Source organism: Gordonia marina (assembly GCF_052036135.1).
Taxonomy (GTDB): Bacteria; Actinomycetota; Actinomycetes; order Mycobacteriales; family Mycobacteriaceae; genus Gordonia.
The window spans coordinates 1-17,189 of record NZ_JBPSDN010000055.1; the positions used below are offsets into that span (position 1 = coordinate 1).

16 protein-coding genes and 1 tRNA gene are annotated in these 17,189 nt (G+C 67.4%); 12 read left to right on the forward strand and 5 right to left on the reverse strand.

Features of this window, described 5'->3' with window-relative positions; translation table 11 throughout:
- The first annotated feature begins 172 nt into the window (after window positions 1–172).
- From ACSEEN_RS20385 to ACSEEN_RS20405, 5 genes are all read left to right on the forward strand, one after another.
- A complete protein-coding gene (locus ACSEEN_RS20385) occupies window positions 173–358 on the forward strand; it encodes a hypothetical protein (RefSeq protein ID WP_440714158.1) in 186 nt (61 codons plus the stop codon).
- 61 nt (window positions 359–419) lie between these two features.
- Window positions 420–707 carry a hypothetical protein gene (locus ACSEEN_RS20390; RefSeq protein WP_440714159.1) on the forward strand — a complete coding sequence of 96 codons (288 nt, stop codon included), beginning with the start codon at window positions 420–422 and terminating at the stop codon, window positions 705–707.
- 218 nt (window positions 708–925) lie between these two features.
- A complete protein-coding gene (locus tag ACSEEN_RS20395; RefSeq protein ID WP_440714160.1) occupies window positions 926–1,249 on the forward strand; it encodes a hypothetical protein in 324 nt (107 codons plus the stop codon).
- Complete coding sequence (locus tag ACSEEN_RS20400) at window positions 1,233–1,445, forward strand: hypothetical protein (protein WP_440714161.1); 213 nt, start codon at window positions 1,233–1,235, stop codon at window positions 1,443–1,445. Before ACSEEN_RS20395 ends, ACSEEN_RS20400 begins: the two co-directional genes overlap by 17 nt.
- 4 nt (window positions 1,446–1,449) lie before the next feature.
- Window positions 1,450–2,115: a hypothetical protein gene (locus tag ACSEEN_RS20405; RefSeq protein ID WP_440714162.1), complete on the forward strand. Its 666-nt coding sequence runs from the start codon at window positions 1,450–1,452 to the stop codon at window positions 2,113–2,115.
- A gap of 714 nt (window positions 2,116–2,829) precedes the next feature.
- Here ACSEEN_RS20405 and ACSEEN_RS20410 read toward each other — a convergent pair.
- Window positions 2,830–2,903 (reverse strand) — tRNA-Leu (locus tag ACSEEN_RS20410).
- A gap of 229 nt (window positions 2,904–3,132) precedes the next feature.
- Here ACSEEN_RS20410 and ACSEEN_RS20415 point away from each other — a divergent pair.
- Entirely contained in the window at window positions 3,133–3,795 is a 663-nt protein-coding gene (locus ACSEEN_RS20415) for a DsbA family oxidoreductase (RefSeq protein WP_440714163.1), read from the forward strand.
- On the opposite strand, the gene ACSEEN_RS20420 is transcribed toward ACSEEN_RS20415, so the two are convergent.
- Together ACSEEN_RS20420 and ACSEEN_RS20425 are read right to left on the reverse strand one after the other, a co-directional pair.
- Complete coding sequence (locus tag ACSEEN_RS20420; RefSeq protein WP_440714164.1) at window positions 3,768–4,919, reverse strand: Rv3169 family protein; 1,152 nt, start codon at window positions 4,917–4,919, stop codon at window positions 3,768–3,770. The genes ACSEEN_RS20415 and ACSEEN_RS20420 overlap by 28 nt on opposite strands.
- Before the next feature lie 11 nt (window positions 4,920–4,930).
- Complete coding sequence (locus ACSEEN_RS20425; protein WP_440714165.1) at window positions 4,931–6,055, reverse strand: phosphotransferase family protein; 1,125 nt, start codon at window positions 6,053–6,055, stop codon at window positions 4,931–4,933.
- Between the two features lie 151 nt (window positions 6,056–6,206).
- Here ACSEEN_RS20425 and ACSEEN_RS20430 point away from each other — a divergent pair, with 151 nt between their 5' ends.
- The 3 genes from ACSEEN_RS20430 to ACSEEN_RS20440 are packed head-to-tail and all read left to right on the forward strand — an operon-like array spanning window position 6,207 to window position 10,011.
- A complete protein-coding gene (locus ACSEEN_RS20430; protein ID WP_440714166.1) occupies window positions 6,207–8,420 on the forward strand; it encodes an MMPL family transporter in 2,214 nt (737 codons plus the stop codon).
- A gap of 20 nt (window positions 8,421–8,440) precedes the next feature.
- Window positions 8,441–9,076, forward strand: a complete 636-nt coding sequence (locus ACSEEN_RS20435) for a TetR/AcrR family transcriptional regulator (RefSeq protein ID WP_440714167.1) — start codon at window positions 8,441–8,443, stop codon at window positions 9,074–9,076.
- A gap of 47 nt (window positions 9,077–9,123) precedes the next feature.
- Entirely contained in the window at window positions 9,124–10,011 is an 888-nt protein-coding gene (locus ACSEEN_RS20440) for a Bax inhibitor-1/YccA family protein (RefSeq protein WP_371307353.1), read from the forward strand.
- A gap of 318 nt (window positions 10,012–10,329) precedes the next feature.
- On the opposite strand, the gene ACSEEN_RS20445 is transcribed toward ACSEEN_RS20440, so the two are convergent.
- Window positions 10,330–11,553, reverse strand: coding sequence for an acetyl-CoA C-acetyltransferase (locus tag ACSEEN_RS20445; RefSeq protein WP_440714168.1), 1,224 nt, complete (start codon window positions 11,551–11,553; stop codon window positions 10,330–10,332).
- Between the two features lie 54 nt (window positions 11,554–11,607).
- On the opposite strand from ACSEEN_RS20445, the gene ACSEEN_RS20450 reads away from it, so the two are divergent.
- Entirely contained in the window at window positions 11,608–13,017 is a 1,410-nt protein-coding gene (locus ACSEEN_RS20450) for a cystathionine beta-synthase (protein WP_247866724.1), read from the forward strand.
- The gene (locus tag ACSEEN_RS20455) at window positions 13,014–14,156 is read left to right on the forward strand and encodes a cystathionine gamma-synthase (protein WP_440714169.1); all 1,143 of its coding nucleotides are present in this window, start codon (window positions 13,014–13,016) and stop codon (window positions 14,154–14,156) included. The genes ACSEEN_RS20450 and ACSEEN_RS20455 overlap by 4 nt, the downstream gene beginning before the upstream one ends.
- 25 nt (window positions 14,157–14,181) lie before the next feature.
- Here ACSEEN_RS20455 and ACSEEN_RS20460 read toward each other — a convergent pair whose 3' ends face one another.
- Window positions 14,182–16,035 (reverse strand): hypothetical protein, encoded by a 1,854-nt coding sequence (locus tag ACSEEN_RS20460; protein WP_440714170.1) that lies wholly within the window; start codon window positions 16,033–16,035, stop codon window positions 14,182–14,184.
- 380 nt (window positions 16,036–16,415) lie between these two features.
- Here ACSEEN_RS20460 and ACSEEN_RS20465 point away from each other — a divergent pair, with 380 nt between their 5' ends.
- The gene (locus tag ACSEEN_RS20465) at window positions 16,416–16,700 is read left to right on the forward strand and encodes a hypothetical protein (RefSeq protein WP_247866730.1); all 285 of its coding nucleotides are present in this window, start codon (window positions 16,416–16,418) and stop codon (window positions 16,698–16,700) included.
- Window positions 16,701–17,189: the final 489 nt, after the last annotated feature.

Consider the following 17,189-nt stretch of genomic DNA (forward strand, 5'->3'; position numbering starts at 1 on the left):
CCGACCGCGATCTCCGTCCGGTCCGCCACCGTCAACATCATCCGTCCCAGCCCCACCCAGGGTCTCCTACCGCGCTACCCGCAACCCCTCGTGGCCTGCAGTGTTGCTACGACGGTATGACACCGCCGACTGCTGGATCTCAGATTCCGGAGAGGAGGAGCAGATCATCCTCATGACGTTCAGCTCCGAAACCAACAAGGACTCACAGGTCCAGACGTACCGCCAGATCGGTTCGATCATCAAGAGCTACGCGTTCGTAGAGGGCGGCAACTGGCTGGTCAACTGCAACATGACGAATCTGTGCGACAAGATCCAAGGAATCCTCGGCGGGCGCCTTGAGAAGGATCCAATCACATAGACTGTCAAAATCATTGCAGCGCACCCGATTTGATCTCGACCAGAAAGGGCGGTGACCGACCGTGGATGGCCTGTTCTTGCCCTTCCTCATCGTCAGCGCCATCGTGTGTGCCGGGCTGGCGGGACCGATGGCGCGCAATCGTGGCCTCGACCCGACGACGTGGACCATCGTGTGCTTCCTGTTCGGCTGGATCGCACTGATCGTGCTGTGGATCATCCCGCCACGACCCGCAGCACCCAAGGGCATGGTGGCCGCGACGTGTCCGCGCTGCAACGCGGTCCAGAACGTGCCCCAGAGTGACCTGTTCTACGAATGCTGGCAGTGCCACCTCAGCGCGCCAGTCAGGTAGTCCAAATCCATTGCGTCGCAACATAGTTCATCGAACGGTGCGGTAGTATCGCAATCGTCGGACGGCTCGTGGCCGCTGACGCAACACGACTCGAATTGCCAGCGCAGCGCGCGGCACGGCTCGAACTTTCGGGCGTTCTTTCGGCTGGTGGCCGGGGAGAAGACAGGACTCACCGAGTCCTTCCATCTTCACTTACACCACCGACCAAAGGAGTCGCTGTGTCTAACCACTCTATGTATCTCGCACCGATCTATGGCGCTGAGCAGCGCCGAGGCATCAACAGCGTCGGCAACGCCCTCGTCAATCAGTCCGGCGACGGTATCGACCTCAACGTCATCTGGGACGAATGGGCCGACGTGCTCGAAATCTGGAACGGCGAGCGCATGACCATCGCCTCGCTGCTCAGTTCGTACACAGTCCAGCGAGGCGAGGCCGTCCCGCAGACATTGAGCCAGATGAAGTTCGAGGCCGCCAGCGAGTTCGGCGTTCCCACTTCCGGCCGCGCCAAAGCCGAACCCTTGCGCCTTGGCTACACGTTCTGACTACGACCTGCGCCTGGGGATGACCTGGCAGTTCTTGCGCGACGCCGATGCCCGCCAGATCAACGCGAACATGAACCTCGCCCTCGAAGCCGACAACCGCCTGGTGACCGGCACCGTCCTGAACCGGCTGTTCGACCCCCACACCGGATTTCAACGAGGACGCCACCAGCGTCTACGGCCTCTACTCGGGCGATGACGGTGTGACCCCGCCGCCGTACATGGGCGTGGAGTTCCCGAGCACCACCAGCCACTATCTGACGACCGAGAACGTCATGCTCGATAGTCGGGGCGTCGAGAATGCGATCAAGGCCGTCACCTCCAAGGGCTACGGCCCGGTGGCCGGTGCTCAGTTGCTCGTGCTGTGCAACGAACGCGAGGCCGACCTCATCAGCACCTGGCGGCGCGGCCTGCCCTCGCGTGAGCCGTCCGAGGACGAGCTGACGATCAACCCCGACGCTATCGGACCGATCGCCAAGTACGACTTCGTGCTCAGCAAGTCCGCCCCGGCCTACCTCACCGAGGAAACCATCGTCGGTCGCCAGGCCCCCGAGGAGTTCAACGGTCTGCCCGTGTTCGGATCGTATGGCGACGCGCTCGTCATCAAGTCCACGCTGATTCCGGCTGGCTACCTGATCGTGGCCGCAACCGGAGGGCCGGGCAGCGACATGAACCCCATCGCCATCCGCCAGCACCCCACCGCCGACTACCAAGGTCTGCGGGTGATCCCCGGCGCTGACTCGCAGTACCCGATCACCAACAGCTTCCTTCAGCGCAGCTTCGGTGTCGGCGCCAAACACAGAGGTGCCGCCGCCGTGCTCCAGGTGACCGCGAGTTCGACCTACACCGCGCCGGTGTTCGTAGTCTGATCTGCGCCTCGCCCCGGCTGGCACCGACAACGCTGGCCGGGCGTGGCCTTCGGGCAAGGTACGTCGCTTCCCAGTTCTGGTCGACCCTGCTCGCAGATTGACCACCCATGCCCTCGCCCTGGCTACAGTCCGTCCCCGCCCCGGACGGCCAAGGCGTGGGGTTCGGGACCGCTTTCATCCGGACTTACCTGGGTTCGAATGCAGAGCACCCGAACCATTGCCGCCCCATCCCGGCAAGGCCGTTCTTCGGAGTTCTTCCGGCTCGTCGGGATGGGGCGTCTACTTCTTGAGGAGTCTCGATGAATGCGAATACCGACCCCGGCGAATCAGAGTTCGCCCCTGCCCGCTCGGGAGGGCGCAACGGTCGCCGCCCCGGCAATCGGCCGACCGCGACGGTAACGCCGCCGATTGCACCCGGCATGGAATACCAAGGCACCATCGCCGCCGACACCGTTGCCGAGGCCGTCGAATCCCAAGCCGCGCTGCTGCACCGGCGCCCAGCCCTCGCACCCAAGCCGAAGCCGGTACGCCGAGCACGCCCTCAGTAGCGCCGTCACCTGGTCCCATGCGCGGTTCCACGCCCCCGTAGCCCAATTGGCAGAGCGCGTCCTCAGTAGCGCGCTGAGACGCGCGTGTGCCGGGGTGATGCCGGGGTGAAGGCCCCGAAACACCACAGGACACGACGTCATTACGCCGTGACCTGCGATTATGCGGTGCCCCCGGTCGGGCTCGAACCGACACTCGGCGGATTTTAAGTCCGCTGCCTCTGCCAATTGGGCTACGGGGGCGCGGGGTCGATCTTGCCAGGTGGGTGGCCCGGCGAGGTGAGGGGTGGTCTCGACTCCGCTCGACCAACAGAGGGCCGTGCGTCGAGGTGCTCTTCATGATGATCGAGCGGAGTCGAGATCAGACCTCTGGACAAGTGGGTGGTCTCGACGCCGCTCGACCAGCATGGGGATCGACTGTCCTGGGCGTCGCTCGACTGGCGTGGCGGCGCTCTGGTTCGATGGAGGGATGATGAAGGTCGAGATCTGGTCCGATATCAACTGCCCGTTCTGCTACCTCGGTGTCCACCAGTTCCTCGAGGCGCTCGGGGGTTTCGAGCACAAGGACCAGACCGAGGTGATCCACCGGTCGTTCGAGCTCGATCCGACGCAGCCGCGCGGGGCATCGGGGGAGGTCGTCGCGCATCTGGCCAAGCAATACGGCTTCACGCGGGAGCAGGCGTCGCAGGGGGAGATCCAGCTGGGGGAGAAGGCGGCCGAGTTCGGGCTCCCCTATGTGACGTCGGGCCGGGATTTCGGCGACTCCTTCGACATGCACCGACTGGTGCACTTCGCCGGCGAGTCGGGCCGCGCCGAGGACATGCTCCTCGCCCTCTTTCACGCCAACTTCGCCGACGAGCGCAAGCTCTTCGGCAGCCACGAACGACTCGTCGAGATCGCCGCCGGCGAGGGCTTCGACGAGGCGCGGGTGCGCGCGGTGCTCGCCGACGACACCCGCTTCGCGCAGGCCGTCCGCGACGACGAGACGCTCGCCCACGAACTGAAATGCCAAGGCGTGCCGTACTTCGTGCTCGACCGCCACTACGTGCTCTCCGGGGCGCAGCCGATCGAGGTCTACGCCGACTTCCTGCGACAGGGCTGGGAGCACTACATCTCGGGCGCGACGTCCACGTAGTCGCGGAACCCGTACTGATCGTGCGGGCCGATCACGGCGAACTCGAAGAGGCCCTCTCCGGTGTGGACGATCCCGTCCGCGTCGGTCAGCGTGAACGACGCCAGATGATCGACCGGACAGAACAGCTTCATCGTCGGGTCGATCTCGGAGACCTTCAGGCGCAGGGCCTCCACCTTCTCGTCGCCCTGCCACATGCCGTGCCGCCAATCCTGTTCCAGCCCGTAGCCTGTGCCGAAACCGAGGTAGTTGGCGAGCTTCGGCTCGGCGGTCACCGTGGTCGTCGCACCAGACGGTTTGATGAATCGCAAGGTGGCACTTGCGGGTTCGCGTCCACCCGGGTGGAAGGTCACGTCGTGCTCGACACGGCCGAGCCACTGCACGCCCCGTGACTCGTCGGCCCAGATCACGCGGGCGTCGTCCATCACGCGCTCACCGTCGCGCTTCTCCTGCACGATCGAGACCACCGCGAAGTCGTCGAAACGCATCACCGCGTAGATCCAGAAGAAGCTCGCATCGTCCGACGATGCCGCGCGCCGCCCCGGCGGTTCGGCCTCGCCGACGGGCCGCACGCCCCACGACCGATCGCGGTTGCCGCGCCACTCCTCGGGGGTCACGTCGTACCGGGTGCCGTCCACGGTGATCGACCCGGTCCAGTCGCCCGTCTGCACGAATCGCTGGGTGTCGAAAGTGACGCGCTCCAGCTGCCGCTGAAAGTGCCGAGGTTCGAGCGCGGCGGGGGCGTCGGCGGTGAACTCCAGGTCGAAGGAGACGTCACCGTGACCGGGTTCCAGTGAGATCCGCAGGCGCGCAAGACCTTCCACCACCTCGGTCCGGAACGGCCCGACCCGCAGATCGTCGCGGTCGGCGCCCAGCGCCCGTGAACCGCGCACCACGATGTGGTCGTCTCCCCGGCGCACGACGACGAAGCAGTCGGTGACGCCGAGGTTCGGGTAGACGCCGAGGCCGAAGATGAACCAGGGGGTGGTCTCGACTTCGCTCGACCGGCATGGATGGCTCGACCGGCGTGGATGGCAGTTGAAGTAGTAGCGGTCGTAGAAGTTGCGGTCGGACGTGCCGACGTTCCGGATCGGTTCGGCGACCTGGTGGACCGGGTGGTCGTCCATCGGTGAGAGCGTCACTTGATCGACCCCCAGTAGGTGCCGGCCAGCATGGCCTCGAGCGTCTTGCGGTGCATGATCATGTCGTCCGGGTCGGCCGGTGCCTCCGCCTGGCCGAAGTGGATCGCGCGCGTCTGGATCCGGTACATCACGACGGCGTGGATCAGTGCGGCGTACAGGGTGAAGTAGTCGAGATTGTGCGGCTGGTGCCCGCTGGCGGCGAGATAGTCGGTGGCCACCTGGTCGCGGGTGAGGAAGTCGGGGAGGCCGTCGAGCCCGGCGAGTTCGGTGATGTCCTGGAAGAACCGGTGGATGAAGATCATCCACGCGATGTCCAGTTCGCGAGGGCCGACCGTGGCCATCTCCCAGTCGAGCACCGCGGCGGGCGTGAAGCCGTCGTAGATGATGTTGCCGATCCGCGAGTCACCCCAGCAGAGCACGGTCTCGGTCTCGGCGGGCCGATGTTCCTCGGCCGAGGCGAAACCGCGCTCGATCAGCGGCGACGAGACGCCGTCGCGACTCGCCCACTCGTAGAAGTCGCGGAGCCGCCGCAGATGCGCTTGCAGCGGTGTCTCGCCCTCGCGGGGCGGTTCCACTCCGGAGCCCTCGATCGGCGCGGCATGGATCCGGGTGAGCACCTCGACGCTGCGTCGTACCATCTCGGCGCGTTCGTCCGGCGTGGCCTCGGTGACCCACGACGAGAAGGTGTACGGCATCACATCCGGCGGAACCCGCCCGTCCACTCGGCTCATCACGAAGAACGGTGCCCCGAGCGGGGCGGGGTCGGGTTCGGACCACCACAGCCGCGGCAGCGGCACGTCGGTGGTGGCGGCGACATGTTCGATCAAGCGGTATTGGCCGTCCAGGTCGTACGACGGGAACACCGGATCGCTCTCGGCGACCGGCGCCACCCGCACGACGAGGCTCTGCGGTGCACCGTCGATCAGCGCCTCGGCCAGCAGCGTTTCGCTGGACATGCCGTTCGCCGACGGCAGCACCACCTCGGTGACTTCGGTGTCGTCGCCGGCCCGGGTCTTGATCCAGGCGTTGAGACGTTCGCGCAGCCACTCCGGGTCGCGCTGGGATCGGGTCGGTCGCGCGATCTCGCGACCCTCATCGGCATCGGAGGCGAGGGAAGACACGCCGTCATCCAAACACGGCCGTGACCGCCGTCGTGAGGATCTGAGGGAAGCCGGACGAGAACGCTCTACCGTCTCAAAGTTATCGGTGATAACTTAACGCTGATAACCCACTCGTGTCCGCGTCTGCCGGACCCCGTCGAAGAGGTTCTCCATGCTCGATTCGCTGACCCGGCGCGTGATCGCGGCGCCACGACTGGTGCTGAGTCTGGCCGTCGTCCTGCTCATCGCCGCCGGCCTGTACGGGGCGGGTGCCGCGAGCAAGATGCTGCCCGGTGGTTACGAAGATCCGGGCGCCGAATCGACGCACGCCACCAGCGTGCTCGACGACGTGTTCGGCCAGGGCGGGCCGCAGGTGGTCTTCAAACTCGACGGCCCCGCCGGCACCGACATGGCGACCGATCCGGCCGCCCGCGCCGTCGGACAGCGGATCCTCGACCGGCTCGAAACCACGTCGTGGGTGCAGAAGCCGGTGCTGTCGATCTGGTCGTCGCCAGAACTCGCCGGGGAACTGCTCAGCCGGGACAAGTCGTCGACGCAGATCATCGCCGGTCTCGACGGTGGCGACGCGAAGGCGCCGGGCCGCGCGGAGGAGCTGAGCAAGGAGTTCTCCGGGACCCGGGACGGGATCACGATCAAGGTCGGCGGCGCCGCGATGGTCTACGGCACGGTGAACGAGCAGACCTCGAAAGACCTCGCGATCGCCGAGGCGATCGCCATCCCGATCAGCTTCCTGCTGCTCATCGTGATCTTCGGCGGTGTGGTCGCCGCCGCGCTGCCGGTGCTGGTGGGGATCGTCGCGATCATCGGCACCATGGCGCTGCTGCGGGTGATCACCGAGTTCGCCGACGTCTCGATCTACGCGCTGAACCTCACCACGGCGATGGGACTCGCGCTCGCGATCGACTACACGCTGCTGATCGTCACCCGCTACCGCGAGGAGGTCGCCGCCGGGCGGCCGCGAGACGAGGCCATCGTGCGGACGATCAACACGGCCGGCCGCACGGTGATCTTCTCCGCGGTCACCGTCGGACTGTCGCTGGCGGCGCTCGCGATCTTCCCGATGTACTTCCTGCGGTCGTTCGCGTACGCCGGTATCGGGGTGGTGGTGGTCGCCGTGGTCGCGGCGATCGTGATCACCCCGGCGCTGCTGGCGGTCCTCGGCGGGCGGGTCGACGCCCTCGACCTGCGCCGCGGGGTCCGCAAGCTGCTGCGCCGGCCGGCGCCCGAGCCGAAGCCTCTCGAAGAGGGTTTCTGGTACCGCAGCGCCCAGTGGGTGCTCCGCCGGGCCGTCCCGGTCGCGCTCGCGGTGACGGCGTTCCTGGTGGTCCTCGGCCTGCCGTTCGCCGGTATCAAGTTCGGCTTCCCCGACGACCGGGTGCTCCCGGCGTCGTCTCCGCCGCACGCCATCGCTCAGGAGATCCGGGACCAGTACGACGAGAGCGCGGCGTCGAACGTGACCGCCGTGGTGCACGGCAAGCTGGACGAGGGACGGATGGCGCACTACGCCGGGGAGCTCTCGACAGTGCGTGACGTGACCTCGGTGTCGAGTCCGGCCGGAGTGTTCCGCGACGGGCGGCGGCTCGCGCCGGCTCCGCCGGGCCTGGTCCGCGGCGACGACTCGCTGATCCAGATCACCGGCGACGTCGAGCCGATGCGGCCGAGCGGCCAGAAGCAGATCACCGCGTTGCGGGCCGTCGAGAGACCGGCGGGGGTGCAGGTCAGCTTCACCGGGCTCGCCGCGGTCAACGCCGACACGGTCTCGGCCATCTACGCCTCGCTGCCGTGGGTGCTGGTCGTGATCGCGGTCGCCACCTACCTGCTGCTGTTCCTGTTCACCGGCAGCGTCGTGCTCCCGTTGAAGGCGCTGGTGATGAACGTGCTGTCGCTGTCGGCGACCTTCGGCGCGATGGTCTGGATCTTCCAGGACGGTCATCTCGGCGGGCTCGGTACCACGCCGATGGGTTACCTGGTGGCGACCATGCCGGTGCTGATGTTCTGCATCGCGTTCGGGCTGTCGATGGACTACGAGGTGTTCCTGCTCGGCCGGATCCGTGAGGAGTGGCTGAAGTCGGACCGCACGCGCGCCGCCAACGACCACGCGGTCGCGATCGGGCTCGCCCGGACCGGCCGCGTGGTGACCGCCGCCGCGCTGCTGATGGCCATCGTCTTTGCCGGGATCGCTGCCTCGCAGGTGTCGTTCATGCGAATGTTCGGGGTGGGACTGGCACTCGCCGTGCTGATGGACGCGACGCTGATCCGCATGATGCTGGTGCCCGCGTTCATGCGGCTGGCGGGCCGGTGGAACTGGTGGGCACCGGCCCCGCTGCGGCGGTTGCACGACCGGATCGGGCTGGTCGACGAGTGAGAAGGAAGGGGACGTGCGGGATGCGGAAGCGGTCGCCGAGGGGTTCGGGCGAGTTGCTGGCCGACGAGATCCTGCAGGCCGCCACCGACCTCCTCATCGAGCGCGGTGGTCACGCGGCCGTGTCGATCCGCGCCGTCGCCGACGCCGTCGGCGTCACCCCGCCGTCGATCTACCTGCACTTCACCGACAAGGAGGAACTGCTCGACGCCGTCTGCGCCCGCTTCTTCGAGCAGTTCGACGCGGTGATGATGGCCGCGTCCGAGGGGGTCGACGACGTCGTCGACCGCGGCCTGGCCCAGGGCATGGCCTACGTGCGGTTCGCGATCGAGAACCCGGTGATCTTCCGCGAGGCGTTCGCGCGCTCGTCGACGACGCCCACCCAGACCGACGAGGTGCTGATGGCGTCGGCGTTCCGGCACTTCGCCGACACCGTCGTCGAAGCGATGGACACCGGCGTGCTGCCGCGCGGCGACGTGGTCGCGATGGTGCTCAAACTCTGGTCGGTGGCACACGGCATCGCCGACCTGATGACGGCCAAACCCGGTCTACCATGGGGCGACGACCTGTCGCTCGCCGAGGACGTCCTGACCGCCGCACTCCGCGGATTCGTTAAAGAATCGGTAAAGTCGGAACCAGAACAGCGCGTCGTGCGTTGAACTCGATGAGAGCGTCCCGTCTACCACCCCTGCCTAAGGAGCAACGAGTGCGTGACAGCAGCAACCCGGTGATGCGCGGCGTGGTCCGCGACAATCAGCCGGCCCCCTATGCCGGCTTCGGCCAGGCCATCCCCGGCGCCCAGCAGGGCGCCATGATGACCGGCCAGCAAGCCAACCCGTATCTGCAGGACTCGCAGACCCAGAACTACGCACCCGCCACCGCGCAGGGGCAGCTCACCGTCGACGACGTCGTGGTGAAGACCGGCATCACGCTCGGTGTGCTGATCGCGGTCGCGATCGCCACCTACGCCGTGATCGCCACGCGGGCCGACGAGGCCGCTCAGGCGGCGTTCGCCATGCCGTTCCTGCTGGTCGGCGCGATCGGTGGCTTGATCATGGTCCTGATCGCGAGCTTCGGCCGCAAGCAGGACAATCCGGCGATCGTGCTCAGCTACGCCGCGCTGGAAGGCCTCTTCGTCGGCGCCATCTCGTTCGTCTTCGCGAACTTCACCGTCGGGGACAACGTGAGCGCCGGCGCGATGATCGGCCAGGCCGTTCTCGGCACCATCGGCGTGTTCATCGGCATGCTGGTGGTCTACAAGGTCGGCGCCATCCGCGTCACTCCGCGTTTCACCCGCATGCTGATGGCGGGTCTGGTCGGCGTGCTCGTCTTGATGATCGGCAACCTGGTCCTGAGCCTGTTCGGGGTCGACATGGGCATCCGCAGCGGAGGCCCCATCGCGATCATCTTCTCGCTGGTCTGCATCGCGCTGGCCGCCTTCTCGTTCCTGGTCGACTTCGACGCCGCCGACCGCCTGGTGAAGGCCGGCGCCCCGTCCCGCGCCGCCTGGGGTATCGCCCTCGGCCTGACCGTCACCCTGGTCTGGCTGTACGTCGAGATCCTGCGCCTGCTGAGCTACCTGAACAGCGACTAGTCGCCTCGGCTCGCCCGGTTGAGCCCAAGTAAGCCGGTTGAGCCCAAGTAAGCCGGTTGAGCCCAAGGAAGCCGGTTGAGCCTGTCGAAACCCCACGAGCGGTCCCGCGATTCTCTTTGAGACCCGCGGGACCGTTCGTTTTCAGGTGCGCATCCGCAGACCGTCGCAGATGTGGTCACTATTCCCGCTTGTGCGACGGTCTGCGATCTGTCCGGCCGTGGTCGTCATCGGAGATCACGGCTCATCGGTCGATCGGCAGACGGGCGCGGCCCCCGGGAAGAAGTCTCCCGGGGGCCGCGCGTCGTGGTTCGTGACGGGTCAGATGAGGCGTTCGATGACCATCGCCATGCCCTGGCCGCCGCCGACGCACATGGTCTCCAGACCGAAGGTCTTGTCGTGGGTCCGCAGGTTGTTGAGCAGGGTGGTGGTGATCCGCGCGCCGGTCATGCCGAAGGGGTGGCCGAGGGCGATCGCGCCACCGGAGACGTTCAGCCGGTCGTGGTCCATGCCCAGTTCGGCGGCCGAGCCGAGCACCTGGACGGCGAAGGCCTCGTTGAGCTCGTAGAGATCGATGTCGTCGATCGTCATGTTCGCGATACGCAGCACCTTGCGCACGGCCTCGATCGGGCCCAGGCCCATGATCTCCGGGGAGAGACCGGTCGCGGCGGTGGCGACGATCCGGGCGAGCGGGGTGAGGCCGAGTTCCTTGGCCTTGGTGTCGCTCATGATGACGAGGGCGGCGGCGCCGTCGTTCAGCGGGCAGGCGTTGCCCGCGGTGATGGTGCCGTCCGGGCGGAAGACCGGCTTCAGCTGGCTGATCTTCTCGTAGGTGGTGCCGGCGCGCGGGCCGTCGTCGGTGGTGACCTGCGTGCCGTCGGCCAGGGTGATCGGGTCGATCTCGCGGGCGAAGAAGCCCTCGGCGATGGCCTTCTCGGCGCGGTTCTGGCTGAGCACGCCCCAGCGGTCCTGGTCCTCGCGGGAGATGCCGGTGAAGCTGGCGACGTTCTCAGCGGTCTGGCCCATGGCGATGTAGACGTCGGGGAGCAGGCCGTCCTGGCGGGGGTCGTGCCACGGTCCCTGGCCGCCCTGGGCGGCGAGTTCGGTGCGCGCCTCGGCGTCAGCGAAGATCGGGTTCTTGGAGTTGGGCAGGCCGTCGGCGGCACCGGCGGTGCCGAAACTGGAGACGCTCTCGACGCCGCCGGAGATGAACACGTCGCCCTCGCCGGCCTTGATGGCGTGCAGGGCCATGCGGGTGGTCTGCAACGACGACGAGCAGTAGCGGTTCACCGTCACGCCGGGGACGTGGTCGAGGCCGAGTTCGACGGCGACGACGCGCGCGATGTTGTACCCGCCCGCACCGCCGGGCTGGCCGATGCCGAGGTGGATGTCGTCGATGTCGGCGACGTCGAGCTCGGGCACCTTGCTCAGCGCGGTGGCGACCATCTGGCGAGCGAGCTCATCCGGACGGACGTCCTTGAGGGATCCCTTGCCGGCGCGGCCGATGGGGGAACGGGCGGTGGAGACGATCACAGCTTCAGACATGCGGTCAGAATAGCCGGGGTCGAGTGGTTCCGGGCGGAGTGTCACTATGGACCCATGCGCATCGCGAATCACGTCGTGGACCTGGTAGGAAACACACCGCTGGTCAAGCTCAACTCGGTGGTGAAACCGGGTGCGGGACTGGTCGCCGCGAAGATCGAGTACCTGAACCCGGGAGGCAGTTCCAAGGACCGCATCGCCACGCGGATGATCGACGCCGCCGAGGCGTCGGGCGAACTGAAGCCGGGCGGCACCATCGTGGAGCCGACGTCGGGCAACACCGGTGTCGGGCTGGCGCTCGTCGCGCAGCAGCGCGGCTACAAGTGCATCTTCGTCTGCCCCGACAAGGTGGCCGAGGACAAGCGGAACGTGCTGCGCGCGTACGGCGCGCAGGTGGTCGTGTGCCCGACGGCGGTCCCGCCGGAGCACCCGGACAGCTACTACAACGTCTCCGACCGCCTGGTGCGCGAGACGCCCGGCGCGTGGAAGCCGAACCAGTACGCGAATCCGAACGGCCCGCTCAGCCACTACGAGACCACCGGCCCGGAGATATGGAACGACACCGACGGCACTGTGACGCACTTCGTCGCCGGCGTCGGCACCGGCGGCACCATCACCGGGACCGGGCGCTACCTCAAGGAGGTGTCCGACGGCCGCGTCAAGGTGGTCGGCGTCGACCCCGAGGGCTCGGTTTATTCGGGCGGCTCGGGCCGTCCGTATCTGGTCGAGGGCGTCGGCGAGGACTTCTGGCCGGACGCCTACGACCCGACCATCCCCGACGAGATCATCGCGGTCTCCGACGCCGACTCGTTCGAGATGACGCGGCGCCTGGCCCGCGAGGAGGGCCTGCTGGTCGGCGGGTCGTGCGGTATGGCCGTCGTCGCCGCACTGGAGGTGGCCGAGCGCGAAGGGCCGGACGCCGTGGTGGTGGTGCTGCTGCCCGACGGCGGCCGTGGATACCTGTCGAAGATCTTCAACGACGACTGGATGAGCAGCTACGGCTTCCTGCGCACGCCCCTGGAGGGCGAGCTGCCGGAGTTCACCGTGGGCGAGGTGCTGCGCAGCAAGACCGGTGTTCTGCCCGACCTGGTGCACACGCATCCGCAGGAGACGCTGCGCGACGCGATCGAGATCCTTCGCGAGTTCGGGGTGTCGCAGATGCCGGTCGTGGGCGCGGAGCCGCCGATCATGGCGGGTGAGATCGCGGGCGCGGTGAACGAACGTGACCTGTTGTCGGCGGTCTTCGAGGGCCGGGCGACGCTGGCCGATCCGGTGTCGGCGCACATGGGGCCCGCCTTCCCGCTGATCGGTGCCGGCGAACCCGTGTCGTCGGCGCTGGAAGCTTTGAGTACCTCCGATGCGTTGATGGTGGTGGAGGACGGCAAGCCGATCGGCGTCATCACCCGGCACGACCTGCTCGCCTACGCCAGCACCCATCCGCTTCCGATTCGTGAGGACAAGCAGTGACAGACGAGGGATTCTCGACCAAGGCCATTCACGCGGGCTGGGATCCGGACGGCCGCACCGGCGCCGTCAATGTGCCGATCTACGCGAGTTCGACGTTCGCGCAGGACGGCGTGGGCGGCATGCGCGACGGTTTCGAGTACGCGCGGACCGGGAACCCGACCCGCCGGGTGCTGGAGGCGAACCTCGCCGCCATCGAAGGCGGTGCGTACGGCCGGGCCTTCGCATCCGGCATGGCGGCGACCGACGCCGTGCTGCGGGCCGCCCTGCGTCCCGGTGACCACCTCGTCATCCCGAACGACGCCTACGGCGGCACCTTCCGGCTGATCGACAAGGTGTTCTCGCAGTGGGGGATCGAGTACTCGGTGGCGCCTGTCAACGACGTCGACGCCGTCGCAGCGGCGATGACCCCGAAGACCAGACTGGTCTGGACCGAGACGCCCACCAATCCGCTGCTGAACGTCGGCGACATCGCGGCGATCGCCCATGTCGCACACGAGGGCGGCGCGAAGCTTGTGGTGGACAACACCTTCGCCACCCCGTACCTGCAGCAGCCGCTGGCGCTGGGGGCCGATGTGGTGCTGCACTCGACCACCAAGTACCTGGGCGGCCACTCCGACGTCGTCGGCGGCGCGCTGATCACCGACGACGAGCAGTTCGACGCCGACGTCGCCTTCCTGCAGAACGGGGCGGGCGCGGTGCCCGGCCCGTTCGACGCCTACCTGACCATGCGCGGGATCAAGACCCTCGCGGTCCGGATGGAGCGGCACTGCGACAACGCGGAGAAGCTGGTCGAGGTGCTCTCCGGCAGCTCGAAGGTGCGGTCCGTGCTGTACCCCGGGCTCGACGATCACCCCGGGCACGACGCGGCCGCCCGTCAGATGCGCCGCTTCGGCGGCATGATCTCGGTGCGGCTGGCCGGCGGCAAGGAGGCGGCGCTCGACTTCTGCGCCCGCACCAAGGTCTTCACGCTGGCCGAATCGCTCGGCGGCATCGAGTCGTTGATCGAGCACCCCGGCGCGATGACGCATGCGTCGACCGCGGGGTCCCTGCTCGAGGTACCCGATGACCTGGTGCGGCTGTCGGTCGGCATCGAGGACGCCGACGACCTGATCGCCGACGTGGAGCAGGCTCTCGGCTGAGGGCCCGCGGCCACGTCGGCGGTCGTCAGTCGTCTTCGTCGCGGCCCCGTCGCAGTTGGAAACGGGTCTTCGTTTTGCCGGATCCGGAAGGCTGCGGCGCTGAGCCGTCCCGGAGCGGTGCCTCGAAGTCGTCCGGCACCAGGCCGTGCGCGAACATGTAGCCCTGCAGTCCGGTGAGCGTGGTCCGCGCGGCGTCGATCTTCTTCAGTGCCGGCGACTTGGGATCGCTGAAGGTCTCCATGCGGTTGTAGTCGGCGGCGAGTCCGGTCTCGGCGTCGGCGATGTCCTGCCACAGGTTGTCGTCGAACGGCTCCCCGACATCGCGCAGGGCCTGAGCGGTCGCGACCCGGATCGCGAGGCTCGTGGGATCGAGGACCAGGTTCTCGCCGCCCGTGCGGGCGGTCGCCGCGGCGGCGGCCACCATCCCGCCGGTACCGCCGAGGCCGGTCAGCATCGCCATGCCGCCGGCCATCCCGCCCGGGCCGAAGGCGGCGAGCCCGCTGGTGACCGCCGCGGCACCGGCGGTGCCCGCGGCGCCGGCCATGGCCACGCCGACCGGTCCCGCGGCGAGCAGGGCGACGCCGACCGCGGCCATCGCCACCCGGGTGGTGGTGCTCGGGGACCATCGGCTGCCCGACAGGTGATCGTTCACCTCCTGCACGGCCGCCTGCACCTTCTTGCCGGTTCCGGTCGGATAGCCCAACTGCACCATGAACGGCACGATCGCCTGGAGCGCGGCGTCGCCGGTGTCGATCTCGTGCGGCGCGATCAGGTTGGTGTTGGCGAGCACGACGGTCAGCGCGATCGCCTCGGCCAGATCCCACCGTCGGGGGAGGTTCGGCATGCGGCCCTTGCCGAGTTCCTCGATCTCCTGCGGAATCGCGTGCCCGGTGCTCTGCTCGATCAGTTCGGCGACGTAGTTGTCACGGAGAACGCTGACGGCGTCCTCGAAACGGTTCGCCCTCTCGTCGTCGTCGATCTTGTCGGTGACGTGATTGGCGAACTCGATGGTCGCGAGGGTGCTCGCCTGGTCTTCGGTGAGACGGGGGACGACCGCGCTCGACGCGATCACGACGTCCTTGCCCGGATTCAGTATCTGGTCGACCAGCGTCGCGATCGCCGGATGTCGCAGGTACGAGGGTGACCGGTGCCCGGTCGCGCCGGTGATCATGAAGTCCTGAGCACCGGGGAACAGTGCCGCGAGTCCCTTGCCCGCGGTCACCGCGTCGGCGGGGTCGAGGAAGTTGGACCAGTCGTCGACGCGCGAATACGGGAATCGTTTGAGGATGCGGGCCCGACCCTGATACAGGACCGGCGAGCCCGCGGGACTGCCGATGGTGATGAAGCGCTGCACATGGACGCCGGAGGGCAGGTTGTCGAGCAGATCGATCGCGATGACACTGCCGAGGCTGTGCCCGATCAGAATGATGTCGTCCTTGTGCGGCAGATCGTCGATGATGCGTTGCAGCACCGCGGCGCGGGTCTTCTCGTCGGTCAAGTAGTTCTTGACCTGCTTGAGCTCCGCGATCGGGGCCGCATTGATCGCGGCGCTCTGGATGGGGTGGACCATCGCCCCGGAGATCCGGTGAAATCCGAAGGTCTTGACGTCCTCGAAGTGGCGAATCGTGCGCTCGACCTGCGCCTGGCGCCGTTCGAAGGCACGCCGCGCGGCGCGGTCGTCCTTCTCCTTGTAGGTGTTCTTGGGGTGGGCGACGCTGAGCCCCGTGGTCCCGAGCAGGGCGGCGTAGCGCGGCGCCACGACGTCCCGCTCGTCGATCGGCTCGGCGCCGAGGGTCGCGAGCGATCCGTTCAGCGCGGCAAGCCATTCATGGTCGGCGTCGCCGTCCGGCCCGACACCGTGCAGATATACGACCTTCATGAAATCCCTCCATCGTCCCGAATGGTGCATGCACACCAAGATGTGAGAACACTAGCCGACGGGTCGGACAAGGCACTTCAAGGTTTGCGGAAGGCCGAACGGCGTGAGGGAAACGCCCTGGTCAGAGGATTGCGAAAAGCATCCAAGAGTATGTTTCCGGAAGTGGAACCGGAAAGGGGGGTCGGTGCGTCTAACTATTACAACGAGGTTCCTGGTGGAACGGGGGATCATGAGGAGCCTCGCGGTTGAAAGGAAGTGGCGGGCGGCCCGGCAGGGGGAGCCGGGCGCACGTCACTCCGGGGGGCGTGGTTGGGGGTCCGACGGCGGGGGAGCCGGATCCCCAACCGCACCCGTATCGGGGACGACGGAGGGGGAGCTCGATGGCCGGCGAGGTGAGGTCGGAAGCCGACGTGTGGCGCTTGCGCGCCGCGGCGGCCGAGGATGCGGCGCGGGAACTCGGGGGTCTCGCGTCGGACTTGCGACGAGTGCTTCGACGGAACTACTTCGGCGTCGATTGCGTTGAGGGGCAGGCGCTCTTCGACAAGCTGATCCAGGTGACGGGTCAAGTTGCTGCCGACTTTGACGCTCAATGTGCCGAACTGGACCAGCTATCGAGTCGGTGTACGGCAGCCGCTGCCGCATACGACGAGGCGGACGTCTGGTGACAGGCCGGTTATGGTCAGAACGGTCACTCGGGTTGGTCCGATTGTTGATGGCGGGCGGCGCGGTATTGACGATGACGAGTGCGTGCAGCGCGGACGATGACCGTAGATCCGAAGTGGTCGGATCTGGTTCCGTGGCGGCTGACTCGCGAGCCGCCGGTGTTCGGCAAACGGATGCTGATGGGCACGTGCTGCCGTTCATCACGACTCACGCTCATCGTTGGAGTAGCGCGAACGACGGCACGACCTATGAACCGTGCACTGCGGTGACAGCCACGAACTTGCTGGCGGTAGGAATGGAGCCTCGCTCGGTGCGTGATGCCGCGGGAACTGATGGGCAGACGCTCCGTGGCTGCGTGTGGACTGGTCAAGCCCCAAGTAGTGGTGTAACTCGTTGTTGATCCTTCGGTGGTGGTCAGGCTGGTATTTGCATCAGGTCATCGGTGGTCACCTCCGTCGTCGAGTCGGTGTTTGTGTCGGTGGTCAGGGTCA

What these genes read in the sequence shown, in the direction of transcription:
- ACSEEN_RS20385 (WP_440714158.1), top strand. Translation starts at nt 173, where the DNA reads ATGACGTTCAGCTCCGAAACCAACAAGGACTCACAGGTCCAGACGTAC.
- ACSEEN_RS20415 (WP_440714163.1), top strand. Translation starts at nt 3,133, where the DNA reads ATGAAGGTCGAGATCTGGTCCGATATCAACTGCCCGTTCTGCTACCTC.
- ACSEEN_RS20420 (WP_440714164.1), bottom strand. Translation starts at nt 4,919, where the DNA reads ATGGACGACCACCCGGTCCACCAGGTCGCCGAACCGATCCGGAACGTC.
- ACSEEN_RS20430 (WP_440714166.1), top strand. Translation starts at nt 6,207, where the DNA reads ATGCTCGATTCGCTGACCCGGCGCGTGATCGCGGCGCCACGACTGGTG.
- ACSEEN_RS20435 (WP_440714167.1), top strand. Translation starts at nt 8,441, where the DNA reads ATGCGGAAGCGGTCGCCGAGGGGTTCGGGCGAGTTGCTGGCCGACGAG.
- ACSEEN_RS20445 (WP_440714168.1), bottom strand. Translation starts at nt 11,553, where the DNA reads ATGTCTGAAGCTGTGATCGTCTCCACCGCCCGTTCCCCCATCGGCCGC.
- ACSEEN_RS20450 (WP_247866724.1), top strand. Translation starts at nt 11,608, where the DNA reads ATGCGCATCGCGAATCACGTCGTGGACCTGGTAGGAAACACACCGCTG.
- ACSEEN_RS20460 (WP_440714170.1), bottom strand. Translation starts at nt 16,035, where the DNA reads ATGAAGGTCGTATATCTGCACGGTGTCGGGCCGGACGGCGACGCCGAC.
- ACSEEN_RS20465 (WP_247866730.1), top strand. Translation starts at nt 16,416, where the DNA reads ATGGCCGGCGAGGTGAGGTCGGAAGCCGACGTGTGGCGCTTGCGCGCC.